The organism is Pyxidicoccus sp. MSG2, assembly GCF_026626705.1.
Lineage (GTDB): Bacteria > Myxococcota > Myxococcia > Myxococcales > Myxococcaceae > Myxococcus.
This window is the reverse complement of the sequence record NZ_JAPNKC010000001.1, coordinates 12,321,947-12,346,773: the sequence shown is the minus strand read 5'-3', so window position 1 is coordinate 12,346,773 and position 24,827 is coordinate 12,321,947. Positions and strand designations below refer to the sequence as shown.

Sequence of the window (24,827 nt, the reverse complement as noted above, 5' to 3'; positions counted from 1 at the left end):
AAGCCGGGCCTGTCTCCGTGCCCGGTGTGAGCGATCCGGGCTAGGGCTTGCGTGCAGGGCCCTTGGCGGCCGCCGCCTCGCGCAGCTTGTCCTTCTTGCTCTTGCGCTTGCCCTTCACGCCGCCCCGCGGGTCGAGCACGGGCGCGGCCACCTCCGTGGGCTCGAAGCCCGGGAGTCGCTCGCGCTCGAGGCGCAGCCCGTGGCGCTTCTCGATGACGCGGAAGTGGGCCTCGGTGTCCGCGGTGACGAAGCTCAGCGCCGTGCCGGGCTCCCCTGCGCGGCCTGTGCGGCCGATGCGGTGCAGGTAGTCCGTGGGTGAGCGGGGCAGGTCGTAGTTCACCACCACCGGCAGGCTCGCGATGTCCAGCCCGCGCGCCGCGACGTCCGTGGCGACCAGTACCCGCACGCGGCGGGCCTTGAAGTCCTCGAGCGCCTGCGTGCGCGCGCCCTGGCTCAGTTCCCCGTGCAGTGCGAGCGCCGCGAAGCCCGCGCGCTGCAGTTTCAGCGCGACGTGGTCCGCGCCGTAGCGGCTCGCGACGAAGACGAGCGCGTGCGACCACGGGTGCGTGTCCAGCAGGTGGCGCAGCAGCATCGTGCGCTTGTCGGTGTCCACCACGAGGGCCCGCTGCTGGATGTCGGGCGGGGGAGCCGCCTCGCTCGCCTCCACGGTGATGCGAGCGGGCTCGTGCAAAAGCCCCGCTGCGAGGCCCTGCACGCCCGGCGGGAAGGTGGCGGAGAAGAGCAGGTTCTGCCTTCGCGCGGGCAGCAGCGCGAGCACCCGGTCCAGCTCCTCCGAGAAGCCCAGCGAGAGCAGCCGGTCCGCCTCGTCCAGCACCAGCATCTCCACCGCGCCGAGACGCAGCGCGTTCTGCTCCGCGAGGTCCAGCGCGCGCCCTGGGGTCGCGACGACGAGGTCCGCGCCGCCGCGCAGCGCAAGCATCTGCGGGTTCGCCGAGACGCCGCCCACCGCGAGGACGCTCTTCAGGGCCCGCGGCAGGTGCCTGCCGTACTGCCCCACCGCCTCCAGCACCTGGGCCGCGAGCTCACGCGTGGGCACCAGCACCAGCGCGCGCACGGGGCGCGGCGAGCGTGGCGCAATGGCGCTGAGCCTGTGCAGCAGCGGCAGGAGGAAGGCGGCCGTCTTGCCCGAGCCCGTCTGCGCCGAGGACCACACGTCCTGTCCGCGCAGCACGGCGGGGATGGCGGCGCGCTGCACGGGCGTGGGGGCGTCGTAGCCCAGGTCGGCGACGGCGCGGACGAGCGGCTCGCAGAGGCCGAGCGAAGAGAAGGTCATGGAGGGGCCCTATATCCCGGCGCGGGCCCACGCGGCGCGCGGACTGCCGGCTCGGCCGAGGGGCAGGCCTGCCCCCCTGCAGGGCACACGCCGTCCGTTCCGGGGCCCGACGTGGCTCTGTTCGCCGTGACGTGGGCGTGGTTGCGCCTGGACGAGCCGCTCACCGACTCCATGCTCATCGCCGGGACGCTGATTCTCGGCAGCGTGGCGCTGGGCCAGAAGCAGCTTGAGGCCGGACAGGCGCGGGAACAACGCCCCGGGGCTTGCAGTGATTACTTAGAGGGGGTTGCAGCCGGCGATGCAGTACTTCGCGTTGATGAGCTTCCTCGACCCCTGCACGTTGGACTGGCAGGCCGCGTACTGGGTGGCGAGCTGCCCCGGATTGCGAACCGTGCCGCAGGTCAGGCACCCCTGGATGTTCTCGAACCAGTAGATGAGGTCCCCGTTCGGACAGTTCGGCGGCAGCCCGACGCCCTGCTCCGTGCTCACGAGCACGTCACCGGTATCCGGCGCCTCCGCGAGGGGCTCCTCCGCGCCTCCACAGGCGGTGAGAGACAGGGTGAGACAGGCGGTCAGCGAGACAAGGATTCGTGAGGTGTTCATCAGGGACTCCATGGGTTGGGGGAACCCATGAATCATGCAACAAGGTTGCTCATGATGAACAGCATTCATGAGTAGGTAGGGGCCGCGTCGTTCTGGTGGAACCCTGGCGGACCCTCCGGTTGTCTCAAGCGGGCCCCTTTCGGAGGAGTCCCATGGTGCCCGTGCTTGGACTGTTGAGCCTGCTCGCAGCCGTGGAAACGGTTGACGTCGAGGTCTTCGTTCCGCTGTGCGACAACGCGCAGATTGCCTGTGGCCGTGCCGCCGCGGGGGACCCACGCGCGCTGGAGACGAACCTCTACTGGGGAGCGGCGTATGGCGCGGAGCGCTTCCTGGGGCGCGCGCCCGGGTTCAAGGTCCGGAGTCGGAGCGAGGGGGCTGCTGGCGGTCCGGTTCTGCGCGAACTGGTGGTCGAACGGGACGCCGCGCCAGGAGAGCGGGCCGTGCGGCTCCGGCTCCACGCCTACGCGGGAGATCGCATCGACGATGCTCTGGAGGACTTTCTTCGGGCGGCGGCGGGAGGAAGCGCGGCGGACCTCGTCGTGTGGGCTGGACATGACCGGCTCATGGACCGGGAGCCGCCGAAGCTCGCGGCCATGGCGGGCGCCACACCGCGTCCCGTCGTGGTCCTCGCCTGTGTGAGTGAGCGGTACTTCGGGCCCGTGCTGAAGTCCCTGGGCGCGCGGCCCATTGCGCTCACGCGGACCTTCATGGCGCCCGAGGCCTACCTGCTCGAAGCGTTGGCGACGGCGGTGGCCCGGCATGGGCCCACGGAGCCCGTCGCCATCCGCGTGGCCCTGGTGGAGTCCTATGCGCGCTACCAGCGAATCTCTCTCAAGGCCGCCGGCTCGGTGTTCAGCAAGGTGGCCCCGGTCCAGGCGGCGGTGGCGCCGTAGCTACTCCGAAGCGCCGTAGTCCATGGGGCTTCGTTCCTTGATGGCCGTGCGTGGCTGGACTCCTGCTCTACCAGGGCCGCCTGTTCAGTAGACGGCCTTCCGGAGGGCAGGTCGCACGGACCCACGCGGGCAGTGTGGGCGGTGCCAACCGCTGAAACCTGATTCGGACCTCGCGCGTACAGGCGGGAGAACCCGCACGCACCCGGCGTGCCCGGAGGCCGAATCCATGTCGCCCGCTGCCGCCATCCCCCCCCCGTCCCGCCGCGCTCCGCCGGTGGCGCGCCGGCTCCTTCCCGTCGCCCTGGCCTTCTTCGCCGTGCTGGCCGCGTGCACCGAGGCACGCGGGGCCGCCCCCGGCGCCAGCGCGGCCCCCACCCCGAGGTCCACCGTGAACGACACCCGCCGCTACGAGAAGCCCGCGGACGCGGAGCTCCGCCGCACCCTTTCGCCCCTCGCGTACGAGGTCACCCAGGAGGGCGCCACCGAGCCTTCCTTCCACAACGCCTTCTGGGACAACCACGCCGAGGGCCTCTACGTGGACGTCGCCACGGGAGAGCCGCTCTTCTCTTCGCGCGACAAGTTCGACTCCGGCACCGGCTGGCCCAGCTTCACCCGCCCCGTCGACGGCACGCGCGTCGTGGAGAAGCGGGACGTGAGCTACGGCATGGTGCGCGTGGAGGTCCGCTCGAAGGCCGGGGACTCCCACCTGGGCCACGTGTTCGAGGACGGGCCGAAGCCCACGGGGCTGCGCTACTGCATCAACTCGGCGTCGCTGCGCTTCATCCCGGTGACCGACCTGGAGAAGGAGGGCTACGGAGCGTGGCTGTCGCACTTCGGCCGCACGGCGGCGGCGAGCGCTGCGGCCGCGGCTCCGAAGGCGGCGGCCGGCGCGGCGAAGTTCACCGCCCCCGCGGCGGCCACGGAGACGGCGTTGCTGGCGGGAGGCTGCTTCTGGGGAATGGAGGACCTGCTCCGGAAGATTCCGGGCGTCCTCAAGACGGACGTCGGCTACACCGGCGGCGCCTTCAAGCGCCCGAGCTATGAGGACGTGAGCTCGGGCGACACCGGGCACGCGGAGTCGGTGCGCGTCGTGTTCGACCCGAAGGTGCTCACCTACGAGACGCTGCTGGAGAAGTGGTTCTTCCGCATGCACGACCCGACGACGCTCAACCGCCAGGGCAACGACATGGGCACCCAGTACCGCTCCGCCATCTTCTACCTGTCCGACGAGCAGCGGCGCGTGGCCGAGGCGGTGAAGGCCCGCGTCAACGCCTCCGGCAAGTGGAAGCGCCCCGTCGTCACCGAAATCACCCCGGCCGGCGAGTTCACCCCGGCCGAGGAGTACCACCAGGACTACCTGGAGAAGAACCCGGGCGGCTACACCTGCCACTACCTGCGGGACTGAGCTGACCTGGGCCGCTCGGGCCGTGCGCGGGCGGTTCAGCCAACCTTTGCCGTGAGCTGGCGGGCCGTGTCGACCGCCACGGAGTAGCCGGAGGCGACGAGGAAGTCCGCGGCGGCGCCCGCGACGGCGGCATGCACCGCCGTGGCCTGGGTCGGCTTGCAGTGCACGCCGATGCCGAGCACCGGCCCCAGGGCGGTGAACTCCGCCACTTCGATGGCGGGCGCGGGCTGCTGCAGGACGCCAGGCTGCGTGGAGACCATCTCCAGGAGCGCGCGCATCTGCAGGCGCAGGTCACCGCCGTAGAGCAGCGGCAGATTGACGACGATCTTCCGATGCGGGTGGTGGGTGAAGTTGATGATGTTGTCGCCGAACAGCCGGTTGTTGCCCACGGAGATGCGCAGGTTGCCCGACGTGTCGAGCGTGGTGGCGAAGAGGCCAATCTCCTGCACCACGCCGGTGACGCCCGCGGCGGAGATTTCATCGCCCACGCGGAAGGGGCGCAGCACGAGCAGGAAGACACCCGCCGCGAAGTTGGAGAGCAGGCCGGACCAGGCCGTGCCAATCGCGATGCCCGCCGCCGCCAGCAGCGCGGCGAAGGACGTCGTCTCCACGCCCATCATCCCCAGGATGCCGAGCAGCAGCAGCAGCGTGAGGGAGCCGGCGAACAGCGACTCGATGTAGCGGATGAGCGTGGCGTCGAGCTGGCGCTTCTGCAGGGCCAGGTTCAGCACGCGCCGGAACCCGTTGATGACGGTACGGCCCACGAACCACAGCACCAGCGCTCCCACCGCCTTGAGCAGGTAGGGGAGGGCCGAGGTCAGGGCCAATGACTGCAATTGAGCGATGATGGCGTCCATGGGCCGGCCATATTTGCAGGCCCCGGGCCACGACGCCCAATCCCGCAAGCCCCCGAAATTCCAGGAGCCGGGCCTCATCACCCGGCCAGGAGCGGCCCGGGCTGACGTGTCCGGTCTCTCACCCACCGGGTGGGCTGACGCGTCAGGAGCCGCCCAGCCCCAGCTCGCGCAGGCGGCGCTGGAGGGCGCGCTTGGAGACCTCCAGCCGTTGGACCATCTTGTCCAGGTCGCCCTCGCACTCGTGGAAGCAGCGGGTGATTTCCTCCGGGCTCAAGTCCCTCGCGGTGCGCAGCAGGGAGCTCTTGTCGATGAGCACGTAGACGGAGGGGCGGGGGATGCCCAGCCAGTCCGCGGTGGCCTTGAGGTCCCAGGAGCAGGCGCGCAGGGCCTCCAGCAATTCCTGCTCGCTGACCTCGGACGGCTTGCGGCGCGGGGCCTTCGCCTCGCCGCCGTCTGGCGTGGAGGCCGGCTCCCGCCCGGGGACGGGCATGGCGTCCGCGTCGAGCGTCTGCTCCAGGCGGGCGTCGACGCGCAGGTGCGGCAGGCCCCGGCTGCCGATGATGAGCTGCCGGACGACGTTGCGAAGCTGGCGCACGTTGCCGGGCCACCCGTAGCGCACCAGCCGCACGGCCAGCGTCGCGGGCAGCCACGGCTCCGCACGCGGGTCCGTGGCCGACAGCGGCCCGGAGTCCCCGGTGGTCTCCAGCTCCTGCCGGGCGAAGTACATGAACAGCGGACCGATGTCCTCGCGGCGCGCGCGCAGGGGCGGCATGTGGATTTCGTAGCCCGCGAGCCGGTGCAGCAGCGGTGCCTTGAAGAGCCGCTCCTGGATGCGCGCCTCCAGGTCCGAGTCCGTGGCCGAGACGAGCCGCACGTCGACGGGCACCGGCGTGTGGCCGCCCACCGGGTACACCTCGCCCGTCTCCAGCACGCGCAGCAGCGCGGCCTGGACCTCGGGCGGAGCCTCGCCCACCTCGTCGAGGAAGAGGGTGCCGCCCTGGGCGGCGCGGAAGAAGCCCTCCCTGTCCCGTGTGGCGCCGGTGTACGCGCCCTTCTGCGCGCCGAACAGCTCGGCGGAGACCAGCTCCTTGGCCAGCGCGCCCAGGTTGACGCTCACGAAGGGACCCGCGCGGCGGGGGCCCTGCTCGTGGATGGCGCGCGCCACCAATTCCTTGCCCGTGCCCGTCTCGCCGCGGATGAGCACGGGGACGTTCAGGTCGGTGACACGGGCGATGTCCTCGCGCACCTGGCGGATGCCCTCGCCCTGGCCGACGATGCCCAGGTCCGCCTTCGTCAGCTCGCGGTGGCTCGCGGCCAGGTGGAGCAGCAGCACCACGCGTTCGGCGAGCACCAGCGGCACGCCCGCGGTCAGCTCCTCGAGGGAGAACTCCCGGACGCCCTGCACGGGCGCATCCGCCACCCACACCCGCGTCCCGCCCTCCGGTACCACGAGGCGCAGGGCACCCCGCGGCCCCGGCTCGAGCTGGATGGGCGTGCGGCTGATGAACGGGTCCCCCAGCGGCTGCGTCACCAGCCCGCCCGGACGGGTGAACTCCGGCGCGTTGCGCGACAGGGACGCCGTCCTCCCGGAGGAGGCCAGCGTCTCCAGCAGCAATTGCTCGCCGATGCGCTGGGGATGCGGATGGGACATGACGGTCAGCGCAGGAATCACGCGCTGGGCGGGAGTCTCCCGTCCATGCGAGTGCTCGGCGGTCTGCGACATGTCGTCGGAGATCTTCTGCTGCATGGTCCTTCCCGAGGCTCCTCGTCCTGTATCAGCAATCCCTACGACGGCTTATCGGATCTCCGCGGCCGTGGAGGGGGGATGTGACGAAAGCCACTGAGATATCTCGGTGACCTTCCGCTCCTGACCAATATTTCCGTAATCCTCGCGGACCTGGGAAGCCAGCTCGCGAGCGCGAGCGCGGTCGGCGTTCGCCTCCCACAGCGCCCGGGCCAGCGCCCACCGGGCCTCGGTGCGCGCGCGGATGGGAATGTGCTCGAGAGCCTGCTCCAGCAGGGGCACTGCCACGGCGGGCTGGTGGCGGGCCAGGCTCAGCTCGCCCATCCCGAGCCGCGCGAGGGCGAGGAGTCGGGGGTCGGCGGCCGCCTGCCGCTCTCCGGTGTCGCGGGCCCGTTGGAGCTGGCGGGCGGCGTCATCCCAGCGGCCCAGCCTCACCAGCGTGCGGCCCAGCAGCGCGGACACCTGGGCGGCGTCGGAGGGGTCTCCACCCGCTACCTTCTCGTGCAGCGCCAGGGCGCGCTCCAGCTCCTCGCGCGCCCGCGCGTCCTGCCCCATCGCGGCCCACACCTCGCCGATGCTGGCGTGCGAGTGGGCGACGCTGGGGTGCGCGTCGCCCAGTGTCTCGCGCCTCAGGGCGAGGGCGCGCTCGTGGTGCTCCAGCGCCTGTTCCAGGCGGCCGCGGGCGAGCAGGACGTCGCCCAGGTTGGCGAGCGAGGACGCCACCATGGGGTGCTCGGGGCCCAGCAGCTTGCGCCGCATGGCCAACGAGCGCTCGTACAGGCTCTGGGCCTGCGCGTACTCGCCCAGCTCCTCGTGGATGATGCCCAGGTTGTTCAGCGTCACGGCGATGGCCGGGTGCTCGGCGCCGAGCGCTTCCTCCTTCAGCTCGAGGGCCCGCTCGAAGTGCCCGCGGGCCTCCGCGTACCGCCCCTGGTCCATGAGGACGTTGCCCAGGCCGTTGAGCACGCGCGACAGGTTGAGGCGCTCCGGCTTCGGGGACCGCTCCAGGAGCGTCAATGCGCGCTCGTAGGACTCGCGGCTGTGCGCGTAGTCGCCCGTCATCCAGCGCACGTTGCCCACCGTCTCCAGCGCCAGTGCGAGGAGCTGCTCGTCTCCCAGCCGCTCCGCGGACGCCATCATCGCCAGCTCCAGCCACGCGGCCTCGGCGTAGCGGGACTGTCGCGCGCCCACCTCCGTGACGAGGAAGCTCCAGGCCCGCGACTCCAGCACCGCGTCCCGGCCCTGCGCTGCCTGGATGAGCGCCTCGCGCAGCAGGAGCTCCGCGCCCTTGTAGTCGCCGGCCCCGTCGCGGTGCATCGCGTGCCAGAAGAGCGCCTGTCCCTGGGCAGGTGGGTAGCCCAGCGTCACCAGCCGGGGCCGCAGCTCCTCCGCCAGGGCCAGGCCCTCGTTGTACCGGCCGGCGCGGTGGAGCGCCTCCAGCCGGTCCTCCAGGGGCTGGAAGGCCTCGACGCGGGCGCGCACCGCCGGGTCCTCGGGCGGCGGCACGGCGGCGGTGAGCAGGCGCGTGTCCGCGCAGTCGCTCAAGGACGGCAGCGACTGCACGGCCTGCGCGGCCGTGTCCACCAGCTTCGCGTCGGACTCCTTGACGAGCAGGTCGGTGAGCGCGCCGAGCTGCCCGCGCCGCCGCTCCAGGCAGTACTCGCGCAGCGCCGCGAGCCGCTGGGGTTGCGCCGCGCCGTCCTGCCGCGCCAGCTCGCACGCCTCCGTCCGCTGCTTCACCCACTCCTCGGAGTAGGCATTCAGCATCCGGGCCACGCGGGCGGCGGTGTCCTTCGCCTGCGGCAGCCCCGTGCCCACCATCACCTGCTCCAGCTGCGCACCCAGGCGTGCGTCCCAGATGCCCTCCAGGCGCTGGTCCATGCCGACGCAGGCGGAGGCGGGCGTCTCCTGGCGCACCCAGCCCCAGACGGCCGCCACGCCCAGCAGCGCCACGCCGCCCGCGAGCGCCCCCGCGCGCAAGCGGGCCCGCCGCCGCTGCTCCGGGTCGTTCTCCAGCTCCGCCAGCAGCTCGCGCATGGAGCCCGGGCGCTGGAGCGGGTCCGCCTTGAGTCCGCGCAGCACGGCGCGCGCCACCCAGGCGGGCACGTCGCTGTGCGGCGGTGGGGGGATGATGCGCTCGGCGGCGCGGGCGTCGAGCAGCGCGATGAAGGTGTCACCCGCGAAGGGCCGCACGCCGTAGAGGGCCTCGTAGAGGGCCACGCAGAAGGCGTACAAGTCACTGCGCGCGTCCACGGCGTGGCCCTGGAGCTGCTCGGGGGCCATGTAGCGCGGCGTGCCGAGCACCTTCCCGGACTCGGTGAGCGGCTCCATGAACGTCCTCGGCAACGGCGCCGCGGGGGCCTCCGGCGCCGCGTCCTCCAGGCCGGCGCCGTGCACGGCCTGCGCGAGGCCGAAGTCCGTCACCCGGACGCGGCCGTCCTCGCCGACGAGCACGTTGTCCGGCTTGAAGTCGCGGTGCACCAGGCCCGCCGCGTGTGCGGCGACCAGGCCCCGGCCCGCGTCCAGGAAGGCGCGCAGCACCTCGCGCCAGGGGCGCGACTGCTGGCGGATCCACTGCTGCAGCGTCCGCCCCTCCACGTACTCCATGGCGATGAAGACGGACTCGTCCTCCAGCCGGCCGGAGTCGTAGACGTGCACCACGTTGGGGTGGTTGAGCCGCGCCATGGCCTGGGCCTCGCGCAGCAGGCGCACCTGGGCGTCCTCGCTCGTGTCGAGGCCCCAGACGGGGCGCAGCACCTTGAGCGCCACGCGCCGGTTGAGCCGCACGTCGTAGGCGGAGAGGACGAGCCCCATGCCGCCATGGCCCAGCATGTCCAGCACGGTGTAGCGCTCCGCCAGCACCCGCCCCGGAGGCGGCGAGGCGATGGCGCCCCCCGGGCGGACGGTGTCGTGCGTGTCGCCCGGCGTCGGGTGCGCGGATCCCTCCCGACCCGGGGCGGAGGGTGGCCCCCCCAGGGTGAGCGTCTCTTCAGGAGCGTTGACGTCGGTCGCCCCCCTGGGCCGAAGAGGACTCATGTCCACGACTGTACATCGCCCCTGCGTGCGGCCATACCCCGCGTAAGGGCTGACACGGTTGTCGGGAATTCAATGGTTGCCGTCCTATGCTGCGCGCGGCCTGCTCCGGGCGGGTAGGGCGGCGGCGTGGGGCGGAAGTGGGCCTACCCCGACACCCCAATCAACGAGGCTCGTTCATGCGCCGTTCCCCGAAGTCCCTCTGGCTGTTCTCCGCGCTCCTCCTGGGCGCCTGCGCTCCCACCGAAGCCCCCGTGGACGCGGAGTCCTCCACCGTCGACACCGTGACGCAGGGCGTGCTCTACGCGCCCCCCGCGCCAGCCAGCGGCAACATCCTCGACAGCACCACGTACATGGGCCAGGTGCCCGTGCCCGGCGCGGTGCAGACGACCTTCACGATGAACCCGCAGTACTTCTCCTTCGGCATCAACGTCAGCGCCGGCGCGCAGGCGAAGCTGGAGGTGACGCACCTGGGCAGCAGCATGTACCTGGACACGGGCCTCTTCGTGTACGGCCCGAAGAACACCAGCGGCAGCTATGGCACCACCGTGCTGGCGCAGGACGACGAGTCCGGCTACGGCCAGCTCAGCAAGCTCGCGTCCGTGACCTTCGCCCAGGGCGGTGAGTACCTCGTCGTCGTCAGCACCGGCACGGGCGTGGGCAAGCAGTTCCGCCTCCAGCTCGACTGTCTCAATGGCACCTGCAACGCGGTGGACCCGGCCGTGTACGCCACGTGCGACACGGCCCGCGTGGGGCCCTACGTCGAGGACTGCATGTCCCACTGGAACGCCGAGGGCGTCCCCACCGACGAGGCCTTCAGCCGGTGCTTCGGCGCGGATGACTCGCACACCATCTACGAGAACAACTGCTACGCGGCGAACCCCTTCAAGCCCGCGTGGTGCGCGGGTGGCGAGGCGCAGTGGACGCAGTGGATGTGGTCGAAGTGCCTGAACCACTACACGGTGGGCTACGGCCTGTACTCGCTATCCCTCAGCGCCCAGCCGTTGAGCGCGGGGCTCCAGGCGGAGCTGGCGTCCATCAACACCGCCTGCGGCCAGAACGAGATGTGCAAGGGCGCGGCCCACGGTTACTCCTTCCCGTGGAACCACGCCCTGCCGCCGAGCCTGGACAAGGCCGTGGAGGCGGTGGCCGCCATCTCCCAGAGCTATGCGCTCTACGGCTCGCAGTTCGACGCCATGAGCTACGCGGACTTCACGCGCTTTCACCTGCGGCCCCAGTTCAACTCGCTGGCCCCGGACCTGCTCAATGAGTACAGCAACGGCACGGAGAGCGTGCAGGTGGGCGGCTACCGGTTCGGGTACATGACGTGGCCGGACGCGTGCACGATCTGGGAGCTGGACGTCATCTTCTTCCCGGAGTCGCACCGCGTGCTGGTGTTCGAGGAGCAGTACGGCCAGGACTGCTGACGGCCGGAGGCTCGCGCCGCCCCCGACGCCTGTGCGTGGGGGGCGGCGGCCGTGACGGCTACTGCAACACCGCGAGCAAATCACCGCCCTGCACCGCGCCCTTGAGCGAGGGCACCACCTCCGCCACGGTGCCGGCGCGAGGGGCGCGGACCACCGTCTCCATCTTCATCGCCTCCAGCGTGACGAGCGGCGCGCCGGCCTCCACGCGCGCGCCCGGCTTGACGTGCAGGGCGATGACGGTGCCCGGCATGCTCGCCGCCACGTGGTTCGGGTTGGAGCGGTCCGCCTGCCGGCGGGCCTCCACCTTCGCCGCGAGGCTGCGGTCCCTCACCAGCACCGAGCGGTTGTGCCCGTTGAGCGCGAAGTAGACGGTGCGGCAGCCGTCATCGTCTGGCTCGCCCACGGCCGACAGGCTGATGACCAGCGTCTTGCCCGGCTCGATGTCCACCCAGATTTCCTGACCCACCTCCATGCCGTAGAAGTAGTTGGGCGTGTCGAGGATGGACACGTCCTCGTACTTCGCCTGGTCCTCCAGGAAGCCCGCCATGACGCGCGGGTAGAGCGCGGCGGAGATGGCATCCACGCGGGTGAGCGGGTGGCCCGCCTTCTGGGACAGCTCCTGCTGGAGCTTGCCCAGGTCCAGCGGCGGCATGTTGGAGGACGGCCGGCCCTCCACGCGCGGCAGGCCCTTGAGCACCGCGGCGCGCAAATCTTCCGGGAAGCCATTGGGCGGCTGGCCCAATTCGCCGCGGAAGTAGCCCACCACGCTGGAGGGGAAGTCCAGGCGCGGCGCCTCGGCGATGAGCTTCGCGCGGGTGAGCGCCGCGCTGTCACCCATGTCCGCGCCGCGCACGGCCAGGTCGTTCTTCAGGAGGAAGATGGCGAAGTCGCCCACCATCTTCGATGACGGCGTCACCTTGGGGATGTCCCCCACCAGCGCGTTGACGAGCGCGAAGGCGTCCTTCACGTCGTTCCACCGGCCCAGCAGCCCCATCTCCGCCACCTGGGGCCGGAGGTTGGAGTACTGACCGCCCGGAATCTCGTGGTAGTAGACCTCGCTCGTCGTGCTCTTGAGGCCGCTCTCGAAGGGGGCGTAGTACTCGCGCACGTCCTCCCAGTAGTTGGCCAGCGGCTGCAGGCGCGCGTTGGCCAGCCCCGTCTCGCGCGGGTGGCCACGCAGCGCGCTGACCAGCGCGTTCAGGCTGGGCTGGCTGGTGAGCCCCGCCATGCTGCCAAGTGCCACGTCGACGATGTGCACGCCGTGCTCGATGGCCTCCAGGTAGCTGGCGATGCCGTTGCCCGCGGTGTCGTGCATGTGCAGGTGGATGGGCAGGCGCGTCACCTCGCGCAGCTTGTCCATCAGCATGGCCGCGGCGCGCGGGCGCAGGAGGCCCGCCATGTCCTTGATGCACAGGAAGTGGGCGCCCGAGTCCTCGATGCGCTTCGCCAGGTCCGCGTAGTAGTCCAGCGTGTACTTCTTGCGCTTGGGGTTGGCGACGTCGCCCGTGTAGCAGATGGCCACCTCCGCCACCTTTCCCGTCTTGAGCACGCGGCGGATGGACACCTCCATGCTGCCCAGGTCGTTGAGGCTGTCGAAGATGCGGAAGACGTCCACGCCCGCCTCGGCCGCCTCGTCGATGAAGGCCTCCACCACGTTGTCCGGGTAGCTCGTGTAGCCCACGGCGTTGGCGCCGCGCAGGAGCATCTGGAGCAGGAGATTTGGCGCCGCGGCCTTGAGCGCGCGCAGGCGGGCCCACGGGTCCTCGTTGAGGAAGCGGTAGGCGGTGTCGAACGTCGCACCGCCCCAGCTCTCCAGGCTGAAGAGGTCCGATGCCAGGTGCGCGGTGGCCGGCGCCACGCGCAGCACGTCGCGGGTGCGCATGCGCGTGGCCAGCAGCGACTGGTGTGCGTCGCGCATGGTGGTGTCGGTGAGCAGCACGCGCTTCTGGGCGAGCACCCACTCGGCCAGGCCCCGGGGGCCCTTCTCCGCGAGGATCTGCGCGGTGCCGCGCGGCACGGGCTCGGACGGCGTCACCGGCAGGCGCGGCTCCAGGAACTGCGTGGGCTTGAGTCGCTGGTGCTTCTTGATGGTGGGGTGGCCGTTGACGATGACGTCACCCAGGTAGTGCAGCAGCTTGCTGGCCCTGTCCCGCCGGGGCGCGAGCTGGAAGAGCTCCGGCGTCTCGTCGATGAAGCGCGTGTACGTCTCGCCCTTCTGGAAGGCGGGGTGGTGCAGCACGTTCTCCAGGAAGGGCAGGTTCGTCTTCACGCCGCGGATGCGGAACTCGCGCAGCGCGCGCTGGCCCTTCATCACCGCGCCCTGGAACGTGGGCGCGTAGGCGATGACCTTCACCAGCATGGAGTCGTAGTACGGCGAGATGTGAGCCTGCGTGTAGCCGTTGGAGCCGTCCAGCCGGATGCCGAAGCCATGGGCCGCGCGCCACGCGGTGATGACGCCCGCGTCCGGCATGAAGTTGTTCGCAGGGTCCTCGGTGGTGACGCGCAGCTGCACCGCGTAGCCGCGCGGGACGATGGCCTCCTGCGAGGGGATGCCCACCTCCGGCGAGTCCAGCCGGTAGCCTTCCGCGATGCGAATCTGGCTCTGCACCAGGTCCACTCCCGTCACCTGCTCGGTGACGGTGTGCTCCACCTGGAGCCGCGCGTTGCACTCGATGAAGTAGTACGTGTCGCCGGAGACGAGGAACTCGGCCGTGCCCGCGCTGGAGTAGCCCGCCTCGCGCGCCAGCCGCACCGCCGCGTCGCAGATGGCGGTGCGCAGCACCGGGGACAGGTTGGGCGCGGGGGCAATCTCGATGACCTTCTGGTGGCGGCGCTGCACCGAGCAGTCACGCTCGTGCAGGTGCACGAGGTTGCCGTGCAAATCGCCGAGCAGCTGCACCTCGATGTGGCGCACGCGCTCCAGGAACTTCTCCAGGAACACCGCCGACGAGCCGAAGGCGCTCTTCGCCTCCGAGCGCGCGGAGGCAAGCGCCGCCTCCAACTCCTTCTCCTCGCGCACCACGCGCATGCCGCGGCCGCCGCCGCCATGCGCGGCCTTTACCAGGACGGGGCCGCCGTGCTGGGTGAAGAAGGCGCGGGCCTGCTCCAGCACCCGGGCGTCGTTGCCCTCCAGGGTGACACCGGGCACCACCGGCACGCCCACCTTCTGGGCGAGCGTCTTGGCGGCCACCTTGTCACCCATGGTCCGCACCACCGGCGAGCGCGGGCCGATGAAGCGGATGCCCCGGCGCTCGCACGCCTCGGCGAAGTCGGCGTTCTCCGACAGGAAGCCGTAGCCCGGGTGGATGGCGTCCACGCCGGCCTTCTGCGCCACGTCGAGAATCTCGTCGATGCCGAGGTACGCCTCCACCGGGCGCTTGCCGCGGCCCACGAGGTACGCCTCGTCCGCCTTGTGGCGGTGCTCGTGGGTGCGGTCCTCGTCGCTGTAGATGGCGACGGTGCGGATGCCCAGCTCGTTGCACGCGCGGAACACGCGGATGGCAATCTCACCGCGGTTGGCGCACAGCACCTTCTGGATGGGCTTCAGGAGAGGGAGGGCCATATCGCGCGCTGTTAGTCACTCCCCACACCCGGGCGCAACCGTTCACGGACGGAACGTCGCCTTTAGGGCGCTGATCCGCGACGGGTGGCCCGGCCGGGGTGCGCGCGGCAGGCGGATATCGGACGCAAGGGCACCTGCGTGCCCGGCCCGCGTCAGGTGCTGGAGTGCGACTGGGCGGCGGGCTGCGGGCTGCCGGCGGTCTCCTCGTAGTCGAGGTCGCGGTGGAAGGTCTCCTCGATGCGCAGCAGCGCGAGGAGCGCGAGGCCGAAGCAGAGGCTGCCGACGATGAGGGCCGCGTTCGCCACGGTGAGGCCCTCCAGGCCCTTGAGCCAGGCGAAGCCGGTGGCCGCGAGCGCCGCCGAGCCGCGCACGAAGTTGGGCACCGTCGTCGCCACGGTGGCGCGGATGTTGGTGCCGAACTGCTCGGCCGCCATCGTCACCAGCACCGCCCAGTAGCCCACGGTGATGCCCATGAAGAAGCTGAGGACGTACACCATCGTGCTGGTGAGCCCGGGGACGAGCCCGTAGAGGAGCATCAGCGAGAAGCCCGCGAGGAGGTTGAGGGCCACCGCGCGCTTGCGGCTCTTGAGCCACTGGCTGAAGACGCCCGCGAGCAGGTCGCCCACCGTCAGGCCGATGGAGCCGTAGAGGATGGCGTTGCCGGCCGTCACCGTGCCTTGCACGCCCAGGCCCGCCGTCAGCTCGGGGGCGAAGGTGAAGAGGATGCCCGTGGTGAAGTAGATGGGCACGCCGATGAGGATGCAGCAGATGTACTTGAGGAAGCGCCCGCCCTGCAGGAGGAGGAAGGGGTTGGCGCGCGACGGGTCCATCTTCTTGGTGAACAGCTCCGACTCGGAGACCTTGAAGCGCGTGAACAGCAGCGCGAGGCCCATCAGTCCGCCGGAGATGTAGGCCGTCTTCCAGCTCAGGTGCTGGCCGAGGAAGGCGGCGGCGACGATGCCGAGCATGCCCAGTGTGGCGACGACGGTGGTGCCCAGGCCGCGCTTGTCCTTCGGCAGGGACTCGGCGACCAGGGTGATGGCCGCGCCCAATTCGCCCGCGAGGCCCACGCCGCCGAGGAAGCGGCAGATGGCGTAGCCATTCACGTCCCAGACGAACGCGTTGGCCAGGTTGGCGAACGAGTACAGGAGGATGGAGCCGAACATCACCGAGAGGCGCCCGCGCTTGTCGCCGATCACGCCCCAGATGAGCCCGCCGAACATCATGCCCACCATCTGCGCGTTGTAGATGAGCAGGCCCTTCTGGAGGATCTCCGCCGGGTCCGTGATGCCGAGGTCGATGAGCGACGCGCGGCGCACCACGCCGAACAGCGTGATGTCGAAGAGGTCGACGAAGTACCCAAGCCCGGCGACCACGACGGTCAGATTCAGGACCGAGCGGAGATCTCTCAGGAATTTCATAGGGGGATTAAGGGACCTAACGGGTCGTGGAGCAAGGGCCATGCACCGTGCCGGGGAGGGTGCCGCCCCTTGCGAGGGCGCGTGAGATATGAATCAGCATTCAGGTCCGGACAGACAGGCTATCCGCCCGGGACGCCCTGCGGGTCAAGACGCGGCGCGGCGTCAGGGCTTCGTCCCCTCTGGGGGCGGCTTCGTCCCTGGCTCCGGCTGTTTCATCACATTGATACCGGGCGTATGGGCAGGCGTCGGTATGCCTTCGGGCGTTTCCGTGCATTCACGCACGGACTCCGAGGAGGCATCGTGAGAGTCCTGAAGTCCATCCAAAGCATCTTTCTGTCGTCCGCGCTGGTGCTGGTGTCCGCGCCGGGTTGCGGGGGTGAGACGTCCCCGTCCCCCGAGGCCGCGCTGGGCAGCCAGGAGCAGGCGCTGGCCTGTGAGAACATGGTTCCTGTCATGACGGGGGCCTCCACGCCCTCTGGCCTCGTGTCGCGCTCCGGGGTCTTCAGCACGTCGTATGAGGCCTGGCAGGCGTTCGACGGCACCAACTCCATGTGGCTCTCCCTGGAGAATCAGACGCCGGCGTGGATTGGCTACCAGTGGTTCAATGGGGCGAAGACCATCCAGCGCTACGCCATCACCTACACCAACGGTTCCATCACCACGCGGTCGCCCAAGCAGTGGACGTTCGAGGGCTGGAACGGCTCCGCCTGGGTGGTGCTGGATACCCGGACGAACCAGGTCAACTGGGCGGGCTTCGAGCGGCGCGAGTACGCGGTGCCCTCGCCCGGCGCGTACACCCGCTACCGGCTGAACGTCACGGACGACAACGACACGCGCTCCGGCATCGTCGTGGTGTCGATTGGGAAGCTGGAGCTGCTCAACTGCACCACCGCGACCTACCCGACGAAGCAGGCCGCGTGGACGCGGACCACCGGCGCGCCGGCGGGCTTCACCCGCGTGCATGACATCGTCGGCGACCCGGCCGGGCGCACCTACGTCACGGGCATGACGCAGCCGGGCCTGGACGGCGCTCCGCTCATCGGGCTGATGGACGCCTTCCTCCAGGCGCGGGACACGAGCGGGGCGAAGCTCTGGTCGGTGCAGATTGGCGCGCCCGGCGGCATCGCCCTGGGCTACGGCGTCGCGCGCAACCGGACGTGGGAGGAGATCTACGTGGCCGGCTTCGCGGACGGGTCCGTGGACGGGACTCCGACGACGGGCTACCGGGAGGCCCTGCTGACGAAGTACCGCTACACCGGCGTGAGGCAGTGGACCCGGCAGCTCGGAAACGTGGGCTCCAGCACGGAGGGGTATGCGGTGGCGGTGGATGGCCTGGACAACGCCTTCGTGGCCGGGACGGTGGAGGGCGCCCTGGACGGCAATCCCGCCATCGGCGCGTCGGACGCCTTTGTCGCGAAGTACGACGCCGCCGGCAACCGGCTGTGGACGCGGAAGGTGGGTGGCGCGGCGGGCACGCGGACGCACGGGCGGCGGGCCTCCGCGGACGTCGCGGGGAACGTGTACGTCTCTGGCTGGACGGACGCGGCCCTGGACGGCAACGTGCGCATGGGGACGCAGGACATGTTCGTCGTGAAGTACAACGGCGCTGGCGTCAAGCAGTGGACCCGGCAGCTCGGGTTGGCCGGCGCGGGCGTGTCGCTGTACGGCTCGGCGGTGGACGTGTCGGGCAACGTCTACCTCGCGGGCTCCAGCGGCGGCGGCCTGGACGGCAATCCGAACCCGACAGCCAGCGGGGATGCCTACGTGACGAAGTACGACCCGTCCGGCGTGCGGCAGTGGACGCGGGAGGTCGGCGGTTCGGGCAACACCTGGGGCACGGGGCTCTTCATCGACGACAGCGGCGTGTACCTGACGGGCAGCGGCTCGGGTGACATCGGCAACGTCGCGGGCGCTGGCGCACCGGTGCACAACTTCGTCGCGAAGTTCGACGTGGCCGGTACCCGGGCGTGGGTCGCCCAGCAGGACGCGGCGCGGCTCAACGGGACGGACGAGGGCGTGTACAGCAACGGGGTGGCCGTGGACTGGGACGGGAACCTCTACATCGGCGGCTTCACCAGCGGGCACTTCGGTGGGAACACGGTGATGGGAGACCCCGACGGCTTCGTGACGAAGATTCCGAAGCCGTAGTGGAAGCGCGGCGCGGCGGCCTGGAACACGGGGCTCGCCGCGCCGTCATTCCTCCTCGCCGGAAGGAATGGTGGCCACGATGTTGCTGGCGATGGTCTGCCGCTCGCCCTCGGGGTCGGCGGCGCGGAACGCGGCCAGTCGTTCGCGGGCCGCGGCGTAGCGGCGCAGGCCAACGAGGGCGATGATCTCCGCCTCCCGGGCCTTTCGCACCGCGACGCGCTCCTCCCGGGTCTCTCCGGGGGCCCAGGCGTCGAAGAAGGCGCGACACGTCACGGCGGAGACATCATGGAAGCGCGAATGCGCCGGCCTGTCGCAGCGTGCATAGGCGAGCTCCCAGCTCACCCGCGTGGTGGGCTCGCCGCGGCTCTCGAGACGGACGCGCTCCATCGACAGTTTCGCCTCCAGTTCGCGCAGCGAGGCCTCCTGCTCCTGCCGGTCGCGCTGCTCGGTGGCGACCCTCATCGCGGTGGTCCTCGCGAGGCTGTCGACGGCGGAAGCGAGGGGGCTGTCCGGGAAGCGCCGGAGGAAGGCTTCTCCCACCTCGGGCACCTTCTCCGGTTGGCCCAGCGTGTACAGCGCGTTCATCCATTGCCACCCGGCCTCCGCGGCGGGAAGCCGACCCAGGTGACGGGGCAGGTCCATCCGGAAGATGCGCTCCGCCTCCCGCGCCAGGGAGCGCGGGCGTCTGCGGATGATGTAGCCGTCGATCAGCTCCAGCGCCACGGCCGAGCGCTCCTCGGCGGGCTGGCTCGGGTCGTCGAGCAGGGCGCGCAGCTCCGCCTCCTGGAAGTCGTGGGTGGGCAGCATCTCGCTCGCATGTCCCGTGCGGGGTGTGTCGAGCCGGGCCAGGTCCTGTCGTCTGGCGGGAGGAGGCGCGAGGGGAGCCGGCGACGCGCTGGTGGCGGGGCGGTTTCTGGGGACGCGGGAGTCGCCCGTGGTGCCGCCGACGTTGGTGCGACCAGGCGCGAGGGGAGAAGGCGACGCGCCGGTGATGCCGGGACTGTTGATGGGCGAGGACGCGGGAAGAGAAGGCGACGCGCCGGTCATGCCAGCGCTGTTGGGAGGAGCGGCTGCGAGACGCGCCGGAGATTCACCGGTGGCACCGGTGCCGGCCGTCTCCGGGGCTGGCACGGGTTCAGGGCGCAGGAGGAAGGCGCCGACTCCGGGCAGTGCCAGCCCCGCCGCGACCAGCAGTGCGGTGAGCACCGTGGAGGGACGGAGTCCGCGCGTGGCTCGGTGGCCGGACGGCGGTTCCGGGGCGTCCTCTTCTTCCACCACGTACAGCGTGCCTCCTCGCACCCGGGACGGAGGCGTGGGCGGGGCGGGTGGGTCGTCTTCGGGCTCGGAGCCCAGGGTACCGGTAGTCACAGCGCCGCGAGAGCATAGCGCAAGGGAGCCCCCTTCTTGAGAACGGCGCGTGAGGTGGTTCGTCCGCTACGCTGGGTCCATCGAGGGTGCGAGAGGTCATGAGCCACGGCGGCGCATGGGAGACGGTGGAGGCCCCGGAGCGCCAGGCGCGGTGGTCCGCGACGCTGAAGGTGTGGGCGCTCGGCATGGCGGCGGGCACCCTGGGCGCGCTGCCACATGCCATGCGCGCGTATGCCCAGGAGCCGCGCGACTTCCTCTTCAAGCTGGCCCTGGAACTGGTGCCCTACAGCGCCTGGGCGCTCCTGGGCCCGCTGGTGCTGGCCGTCTTCCAACGCGTGCCTCCGGAGGGGCCCAGGTTGGGGCGCCACCTGGGCGTGTTGCTGGTGGCCGGCGCGGGCTTCGCGCAGCTCCACGTGCTGCTCCTCGCGCCCGTCATGGCCGTGCTCCAGCAGTGGAGCGCGCGCGGCCTGTCCTTCGCGGCGGGCCTGTGGGAGGTGCTCCTGGCGCGCGGTGCGGTGGGCTACTTCGAGTACCTGCTCTTCCTCGCCGCCTGGGCCGCGCTCCGGGCCGCGAGGCGGGCGCGCGAGCGGGAGCTGGCGGAGTCGCGCCTCGCGGTGCAGCTCGCGGAGACCCGGCTGCGGGCCCTGCGCGCGCAGCTCGACCCGCACTTCCTCTTCAACACGCTCAACGCCGTCACGGGCCTGGTGCGCCAGCAGCGCAACCCGGAAGCGGTGGAGGCACTGGTGGAGCTGGGACACCTGCTGCGCGCGAGCCTGGAGGGGCGCGGCGACCACGAGGTGCCATTGGAGGAGGAGCTGGAGCTGGTGCGGCGCTACCTGGGAATCGAGCAGCTCCGGTTCGGCGGCCGCCTGGAGGTGCGCCTGGAGCCGGAGCCCGGGACGCTGCGCGCGCTCGTGCCGTCGCTCATCCTCCAGCCGCTGGTGGAGAACGCCATCAAGCACGGCACCGCGCGCCGCGCCGGCCGGGGCCACATCCTCGTGCGCAGCGTGCGCGTTGGCGACGTGCTGCGCCTGGAGGTGCGCGATGACGGCCCGGGGCTCAGGGCGGGTGGGGCAGGGGGCACGGGCATCGGCGTGGCCAACACGCGAGACCGCATCCGTCAGCGCTATGGTGCGCCCTACGGTCTGACGCTGGAGGATCTGGCGGAGGGAGGCGTGCTCGCGAGGGTGGAGCTGCCCTTCGTGCAGTCCCGTGAAGACATGACGGACGAGGAGGTGCGGAGCCGTGCGTGAGGGCAATGGAGAGCAGGCCGGCTGGCGCGTGCTGGTGGTGGATGACGAGCCGCTGGCGCGCGACAACGTCAAGCACCTGCTGGCCCGTGCGCCGGACGTCACGGACGTGCGCGAGTGCGAGGGAGGACGCGAGGCCGTGGAGGTCATCCTCCGCGACCGGCCGGACCTCGTCTTCCTCGACGTGCAGATGCCGGAGGTGGACGGCTTCGGCGTGCTGCGCGAGGTGGGGCCGGAGCGGATGCCGCCGGTCATCTTCGTGACGGCGTTCGACCGGTACGCGGTGAAGGCCTTCGAGGCGAACGCGCTCGACTACCTGCTCAAGCCCTTCGGCGACCGGCGCTTCGAGGAGGCGCTGGAGCGCGCGAGACGCCAGCGCGCCCAGGGCCGGGACAAGGCGCTGCTGGAGCGGCTGTCCGCGCTGCTCGACCTCCACCGGGGCCACGCGCCGGAGCCCGAGCGCACGGTGCCTGCGCCACCCGAGGGCGGCTACATCGAGCGCATCGCCGTGAAGACGAACGGCAAGGTGCTGCTGTTACCGGTGCACGAGCTGGACTGGTGCGAGGCGGAGGGCAACTACGTGGTGCTGCACGCGGGCAGCCGCAGCCCCATGCTGCGCGAGACGCTGAACCAGGTGGAGCAGTGGTTGGACCCGCGCCGCTTCGTGCGGGTGCACCGCTCCACGCTCGTCAACGTCGAGCGCATCCGCGAGCTGGAGCCGGACGTCGACAAGGGCTGGGTGGTGGTGCTGCGCGACAACACGCGCCTGCGGCTGAGCCCCGGCCGCAAGGCCGCGGTGGAGGCCCTGCTGCGACAGTCATTCTGAGCGCGAGCGCCCCATCTTCTCGAGGGCCCGCTCCAGCCGGGCGATGTCGTACGGCTTCGGCAGCACCACCGCCCGCGCCAGCACGTCTCCGCTCGCCTGCGTCACCGCGCCGCCGTGGCCGGAGGCGATGATGACGCCCAGGCCGGGTTCCGCGGTGAGGGCCCGGCGCGCCAATTCAACGCCCGACATGCCGGGCAGGCTCACGTCGGTGAAGAGGACGTCGACGTGCGAGCTGGCCAGCACCTCCTGGGCCTCCTCCGCGGTCGCGACGGCCAGCACGTCGTACCCCAGGCTCTCCAGCAGCTCGCTCGCGGGGAGGCGGATCTGCTCGTCGTCCTCCACGAAGAGGATGCGCAGCGGCGCCGCTTTCGAGGGAGCACGCTCCGGCCCGGTGCGCCCGGCCGCCGCCGCGAGCGCCTCGCGGTCCGCGAGCCGCTGCTGGCGGGGCCGGAGCAACTGGCGCACCTTGCGGGCCAGGTCCTCCCGCCGGTAGGGCTTGCTCAGCAGGTGGACGCCGGGGTCCAACCGACCGCCGTGGACGATGGCGTTCTCCGTGTAGCCCGACGTGAAGAGCACCTCGATATCCGGCAGCAGCGCCCGGGCCTGCCGCGCCAGCTCGGGGCTGCGCAGCGGGCCCGGCATCACCACGTCGGTGAAGAGCAGGTCGATGGGGATGCCGCTCTGGAGCACCGCGAGCGCGCTGACGCCGTCCGAGGCCTTGAGCACGTGGTAGCCCAGCTCCATCAGCAGTTCCACGGCCGTGGCGCGCACCTCGGGGTCGTCCTCGACGACGAGCAGCGTCTCCGTGCCTCCCTCCACCTGTTCCACGACGGTATCGGTGCGCGCGACTTCGACCTGGAGCGAGCGGGGGAGGTAGATCTTGATGGTCGTCCCGTGGCCGACCTCGCTGTAGATCTTGATGTGGCCGCCGCTCTGCTTGACGAAGCCATACACCATGCTCAGCCCGAGCCCCGTACCCCGGCCCTCGGGCTTGGTCGTGAAGAAGGGCTCGAAGGCGCGCTCCATCACTTCCGGCGTCATGCCGCAGCCGGTGTCGGAGACGGCCAGCAGTACGTACTGGCCGGCCGCAGCCTCCGGGTGCAGCTGGGCGTAGTGGTCATCCAGCATCGCGTTGCCAGCCTCGAGGGTCAGCTTGCCTTCGCTCTCCATGGCGTCGCGGGCGTTGATGGCCAGGTTGAGGATGACGTTCTCGAGCTGGTTGGGGTCGGCGAACGTGTTCCAGAGACCGCCGCCGATGATGGTCTCCAGCTCGACGTCCTCCCCGAGCGCGCGGCGCAGCAGGTCGTCCATGCCGCGCACCAGGCGCCCGAGGTTGACGACGGTGGGCTCCAGCGGCTGCTGCCGGGCGAAGGCGAGCAGCTGGGCCGCGAGCCTGGCGCCGCGCTCGACGGCGCCCATGGCGGTGGTGACGCGCCGCCGGGCCGGACCGTTTCCGCCCAGCTCCCGGTCCAGGAGCTGGAGGTTGCCGCCGATGACCTGGAGCAGGTTGTTGAAGTCGTGCGCCACACCGCCGGTGAGCTTGCCCACGGCCTCCATCTTCTGGGCCTGCCGCAACGCGGCCTCGGTCTGTCGGCGCTCGGCCTCGCTGTCCTCGAGTGCGCGGGTGCGCTCGCGGACCAGGTCCTCCAGGTGGTCGCGATAGCGGCGCAGCTCGTCCTGCGCGCGCTTCTGCTCGGTGATGTCGTGGCCCTGGACGAAGATGCCGGAGATGCGACCGTCCGGCTCGATGACGGGCTGGTACATCAGATCGATGTAGACCTCGTCGAGCGGGGCGCCGGGCTGCCGCTGGAGGAGGGCCTTCAGGCCATGGCCGACGAAGGCCTTGCCCGTGGTGATGACGCCATCGAGCAGCTCGAAGTAGCCCTGGCCCTCCACCTCGGGTAGCGCTTCCCGGACGGGCAGGCCGATGATCTCCCGGTGCCCGACGAGCTGGGAGTAGGCCTTGTTGACGAGTTCGAAGACGTGCTCCCGACCGCGGAGGAAGCACATGAAGCCGGGGGCCTGCTCGAAGAGGCGGCGCAGGTGGCGCCGCTCGGCGTCCAGCGTCAGGTTGGCCTCCTGGACGAACCGGGCGCGCTGGAGGACGCCCGCTTCGTCCTGCTCCCGCGAGGCGTGGGCTAGGTCTCGCGCCTGCTCCGCATCCCGCACGGCCTGCTTCAGCCGCTGCAGCTCGGTGACCTCCACGGTGTGCTGGAGGATGAAGGCCACTTCCCTGGCCGCATCGAGGATGGGCGTGTGGGTGGCGCTCCAGTACCGCTCCTCGAGGACCGTGCCCTGGTCCGTTTCCCGGGGCACGCGGTAGGGAATCAGCGCGAGGCTGTCGGGGACACGCTCCGTGAGAACCCGGTTGAAGGACTCCCGCAGCAGGCGCGCACTGGCGTTCTCGGGGTCGTCCGGATCGTTCGGGAACGCATCCAGGACGTAGCGCCCGAGGAGGTCATCGAGCCGGCTCGCCGTCACCCGCAGGTAGGCGGCGTTGGCCGCGACGTACCTCAGCTCGCGGTCCAGCAGCATGTAGGGATTCGGCGAGGCGTCGAAGAGCGACTTGAAGTCGATGAGGTCGGGCATCGTGCTGGGAGGTGGCGCTCGTCGTCCCGCTGCTGACCGCGCCGGCCGGGCGTGGGGCTCCTTAGCGTGGGGGCGCCACACGATGCGACGGTGAACAGTCGAGATGGCTCGAACCGTTGAGCAGGAGGCCCTGAAGACGTAGGGACCTGTTGCCTCAATGACAGTCGCCACCGCCCACCGCCGTCCATGCAGTAAGTGGCGTGCCTACATGAACGAGTCTTCAGCCATTTTTCCGGGGGGCGCGGCGTGGTCCGGAGAGGGCTCCCTGAGGGCAACGCCTACATGAACGAATATTCAGTTAGTCCTGGTGGGCGGGCCGCGAGCGTGCACCGGCGCTGGCGCGGCACGGAGAGTGGCAATGCCTACATGAACGGATTATCAGTCAATTTCGCGAGCGACAGGTGCCC

General features: G+C 70.9%; 15 protein-coding genes. 6 read left to right on the top strand and 9 right to left on the bottom strand.

Annotated elements, in window-relative coordinates; all coding sequences use genetic code 11:
• Positions 1-40: 40 nt before the first annotated feature.
• Both OV427_RS46985 and OV427_RS46980 read right to left on the bottom strand, forming a co-directional pair.
• Positions 41-1,294 (bottom strand): DEAD/DEAH box helicase, encoded by a 1,254-nt coding sequence (locus tag OV427_RS46985; protein WP_267862781.1) that lies wholly within the window; start codon positions 1,292-1,294, stop codon positions 41-43.
• 276 nt (positions 1,295-1,570) lie between these two features.
• Positions 1,571-1,897: a hypothetical protein gene (locus tag OV427_RS46980; RefSeq protein ID WP_267862780.1), complete on the bottom strand. Its 327-nt coding sequence runs from the start codon at positions 1,895-1,897 to the stop codon at positions 1,571-1,573.
• 152 nt (positions 1,898-2,049) lie between these two features.
• On the opposite strand from OV427_RS46980, the gene OV427_RS46975 reads away from it, so the two are divergent.
• Entirely contained in the window at positions 2,050-2,790 is a 741-nt protein-coding gene (locus OV427_RS46975; RefSeq protein WP_267862779.1) for a hypothetical protein, read from the top strand.
• 226 nt (positions 2,791-3,016) lie between these two features.
• Positions 3,017-4,195: a bifunctional methionine sulfoxide reductase B/A protein gene (locus OV427_RS46970; RefSeq protein WP_324290038.1), complete on the top strand. Its 1,179-nt coding sequence runs from the start codon at positions 3,017-3,019 to the stop codon at positions 4,193-4,195.
• 35 nt (positions 4,196-4,230) lie between these two features.
• Here OV427_RS46970 and OV427_RS46965 read toward each other — a convergent pair whose 3' ends face one another.
• The 3 genes from OV427_RS46965 to OV427_RS46955 all read right to left on the bottom strand — a co-directional run bounded on the left by OV427_RS46965 (position 4,231) and on the right by OV427_RS46955 (position 9,832).
• On the bottom strand, positions 4,231-5,052 hold the full coding sequence (locus tag OV427_RS46965) for a mechanosensitive ion channel family protein (RefSeq protein ID WP_267862778.1): 822 nt from the start codon (positions 5,050-5,052) through the stop codon (positions 4,231-4,233).
• 142 nt (positions 5,053-5,194) lie between these two features.
• Entirely contained in the window at positions 5,195-6,799 is a 1,605-nt protein-coding gene (locus tag OV427_RS46960; RefSeq protein ID WP_267862777.1) for a sigma 54-interacting transcriptional regulator, read from the bottom strand.
• 48 nt (positions 6,800-6,847) lie between these two features.
• On the bottom strand, positions 6,848-9,832 hold the full coding sequence (locus tag OV427_RS46955) for a serine/threonine-protein kinase (protein WP_267862776.1): 2,985 nt from the start codon (positions 9,830-9,832) through the stop codon (positions 6,848-6,850).
• Between the two features lie 176 nt (positions 9,833-10,008).
• Here OV427_RS46955 and OV427_RS46950 point away from each other — a divergent pair, with 176 nt between their 5' ends.
• Entirely contained in the window at positions 10,009-11,256 is a 1,248-nt protein-coding gene (locus tag OV427_RS46950) for a hypothetical protein (RefSeq protein ID WP_267862775.1), read from the top strand.
• A gap of 58 nt (positions 11,257-11,314) precedes the next feature.
• Here OV427_RS46950 and OV427_RS46945 read toward each other — a convergent pair whose 3' ends face one another.
• The gene (locus OV427_RS46945; RefSeq protein WP_267862774.1) at positions 11,315-14,818 is read right to left on the bottom strand and encodes a pyruvate carboxylase; all 3,504 of its coding nucleotides are present in this window, start codon (positions 14,816-14,818) and stop codon (positions 11,315-11,317) included.
• Between the two features lie 152 nt (positions 14,819-14,970).
• On the bottom strand, positions 14,971-16,239 hold the full coding sequence (locus tag OV427_RS46940; RefSeq protein ID WP_267862773.1) for an MFS transporter: 1,269 nt from the start codon (positions 16,237-16,239) through the stop codon (positions 14,971-14,973).
• 300 nt (positions 16,240-16,539) lie between these two features.
• Between OV427_RS46940 and OV427_RS46935 the strand changes: the two genes are divergently transcribed.
• Positions 16,540-18,387 (top strand): SBBP repeat-containing protein, encoded by a 1,848-nt coding sequence (locus tag OV427_RS46935; RefSeq protein ID WP_267862772.1) that lies wholly within the window; start codon positions 16,540-16,542, stop codon positions 18,385-18,387.
• Positions 18,388-18,432: 45 nt separating this feature from the next.
• Here the strand turns inward: OV427_RS46935 and OV427_RS46930 are convergent, their stop codons facing one another.
• Positions 18,433-19,755 (bottom strand): hypothetical protein, encoded by a 1,323-nt coding sequence (locus OV427_RS46930; RefSeq protein WP_267862771.1) that lies wholly within the window; start codon positions 19,753-19,755, stop codon positions 18,433-18,435.
• Positions 19,756-19,853: 98 nt separating this feature from the next.
• On the opposite strand from OV427_RS46930, the gene OV427_RS46925 reads away from it, so the two are divergent.
• Together OV427_RS46925 and OV427_RS46920 are read left to right on the top strand one after the other, a co-directional pair.
• On the top strand, positions 19,854-21,008 hold the full coding sequence (locus tag OV427_RS46925) for a sensor histidine kinase (protein WP_267862770.1): 1,155 nt from the start codon (positions 19,854-19,856) through the stop codon (positions 21,006-21,008).
• Entirely contained in the window at positions 21,001-21,831 is an 831-nt protein-coding gene (locus OV427_RS46920) for a LytR/AlgR family response regulator transcription factor (RefSeq protein WP_267862769.1), read from the top strand. The genes OV427_RS46925 and OV427_RS46920 overlap by 8 nt, the downstream gene beginning before the upstream one ends.
• On the opposite strand, the gene OV427_RS46915 is transcribed toward OV427_RS46920, so the two are convergent.
• A complete protein-coding gene (locus OV427_RS46915; RefSeq protein ID WP_267862768.1) occupies positions 21,823-24,420 on the bottom strand; it encodes a response regulator in 2,598 nt (865 codons plus the stop codon). The genes OV427_RS46920 and OV427_RS46915 overlap by 9 nt on opposite strands.
• Between the last annotated feature and the right edge of the window lie 407 nt (positions 24,421-24,827).

Excerpts from the sequence above, each read along its gene's own strand:
- OV427_RS46980 (WP_267862780.1), bottom strand. The coding sequence starts at position 1,897 with ATGAACACCTCACGAATCCTTGTCTCGCTGACCGCCTGTCTCACCCTG.
- OV427_RS46985 (WP_267862781.1), bottom strand. The coding sequence starts at position 1,294 with ATGACCTTCTCTTCGCTCGGCCTCTGCGAGCCGCTCGTCCGCGCCGTC.
- OV427_RS46915 (WP_267862768.1), bottom strand. The coding sequence starts at position 24,420 with ATGCCCGACCTCATCGACTTCAAGTCGCTCTTCGACGCCTCGCCGAAT.
- OV427_RS46965 (WP_267862778.1), bottom strand. The coding sequence starts at position 5,052 with ATGGACGCCATCATCGCTCAATTGCAGTCATTGGCCCTGACCTCGGCC.
- OV427_RS46925 (WP_267862770.1), top strand. The coding sequence starts at position 19,854 with ATGAGCCACGGCGGCGCATGGGAGACGGTGGAGGCCCCGGAGCGCCAG.
- OV427_RS46950 (WP_267862775.1), top strand. The coding sequence starts at position 10,009 with ATGCGCCGTTCCCCGAAGTCCCTCTGGCTGTTCTCCGCGCTCCTCCTG.
- OV427_RS46970 (WP_324290038.1), top strand. The coding sequence starts at position 3,017 with ATGTCGCCCGCTGCCGCCATCCCCCCCCCGTCCCGCCGCGCTCCGCCG.
- OV427_RS46960 (WP_267862777.1), bottom strand. The coding sequence starts at position 6,799 with ATGCAGCAGAAGATCTCCGACGACATGTCGCAGACCGCCGAGCACTCG.
- OV427_RS46955 (WP_267862776.1), bottom strand. The coding sequence starts at position 9,832 with ATGAGTCCTCTTCGGCCCAGGGGGGCGACCGACGTCAACGCTCCTGAA.
- OV427_RS46945 (WP_267862774.1), bottom strand. The coding sequence starts at position 14,818 with ATGGCCCTCCCTCTCCTGAAGCCCATCCAGAAGGTGCTGTGCGCCAAC.
- OV427_RS46975 (WP_267862779.1), top strand. The coding sequence starts at position 2,050 with ATGGTGCCCGTGCTTGGACTGTTGAGCCTGCTCGCAGCCGTGGAAACG.
- OV427_RS46940 (WP_267862773.1), bottom strand. The coding sequence starts at position 16,239 with ATGAAATTCCTGAGAGATCTCCGCTCGGTCCTGAATCTGACCGTCGTG.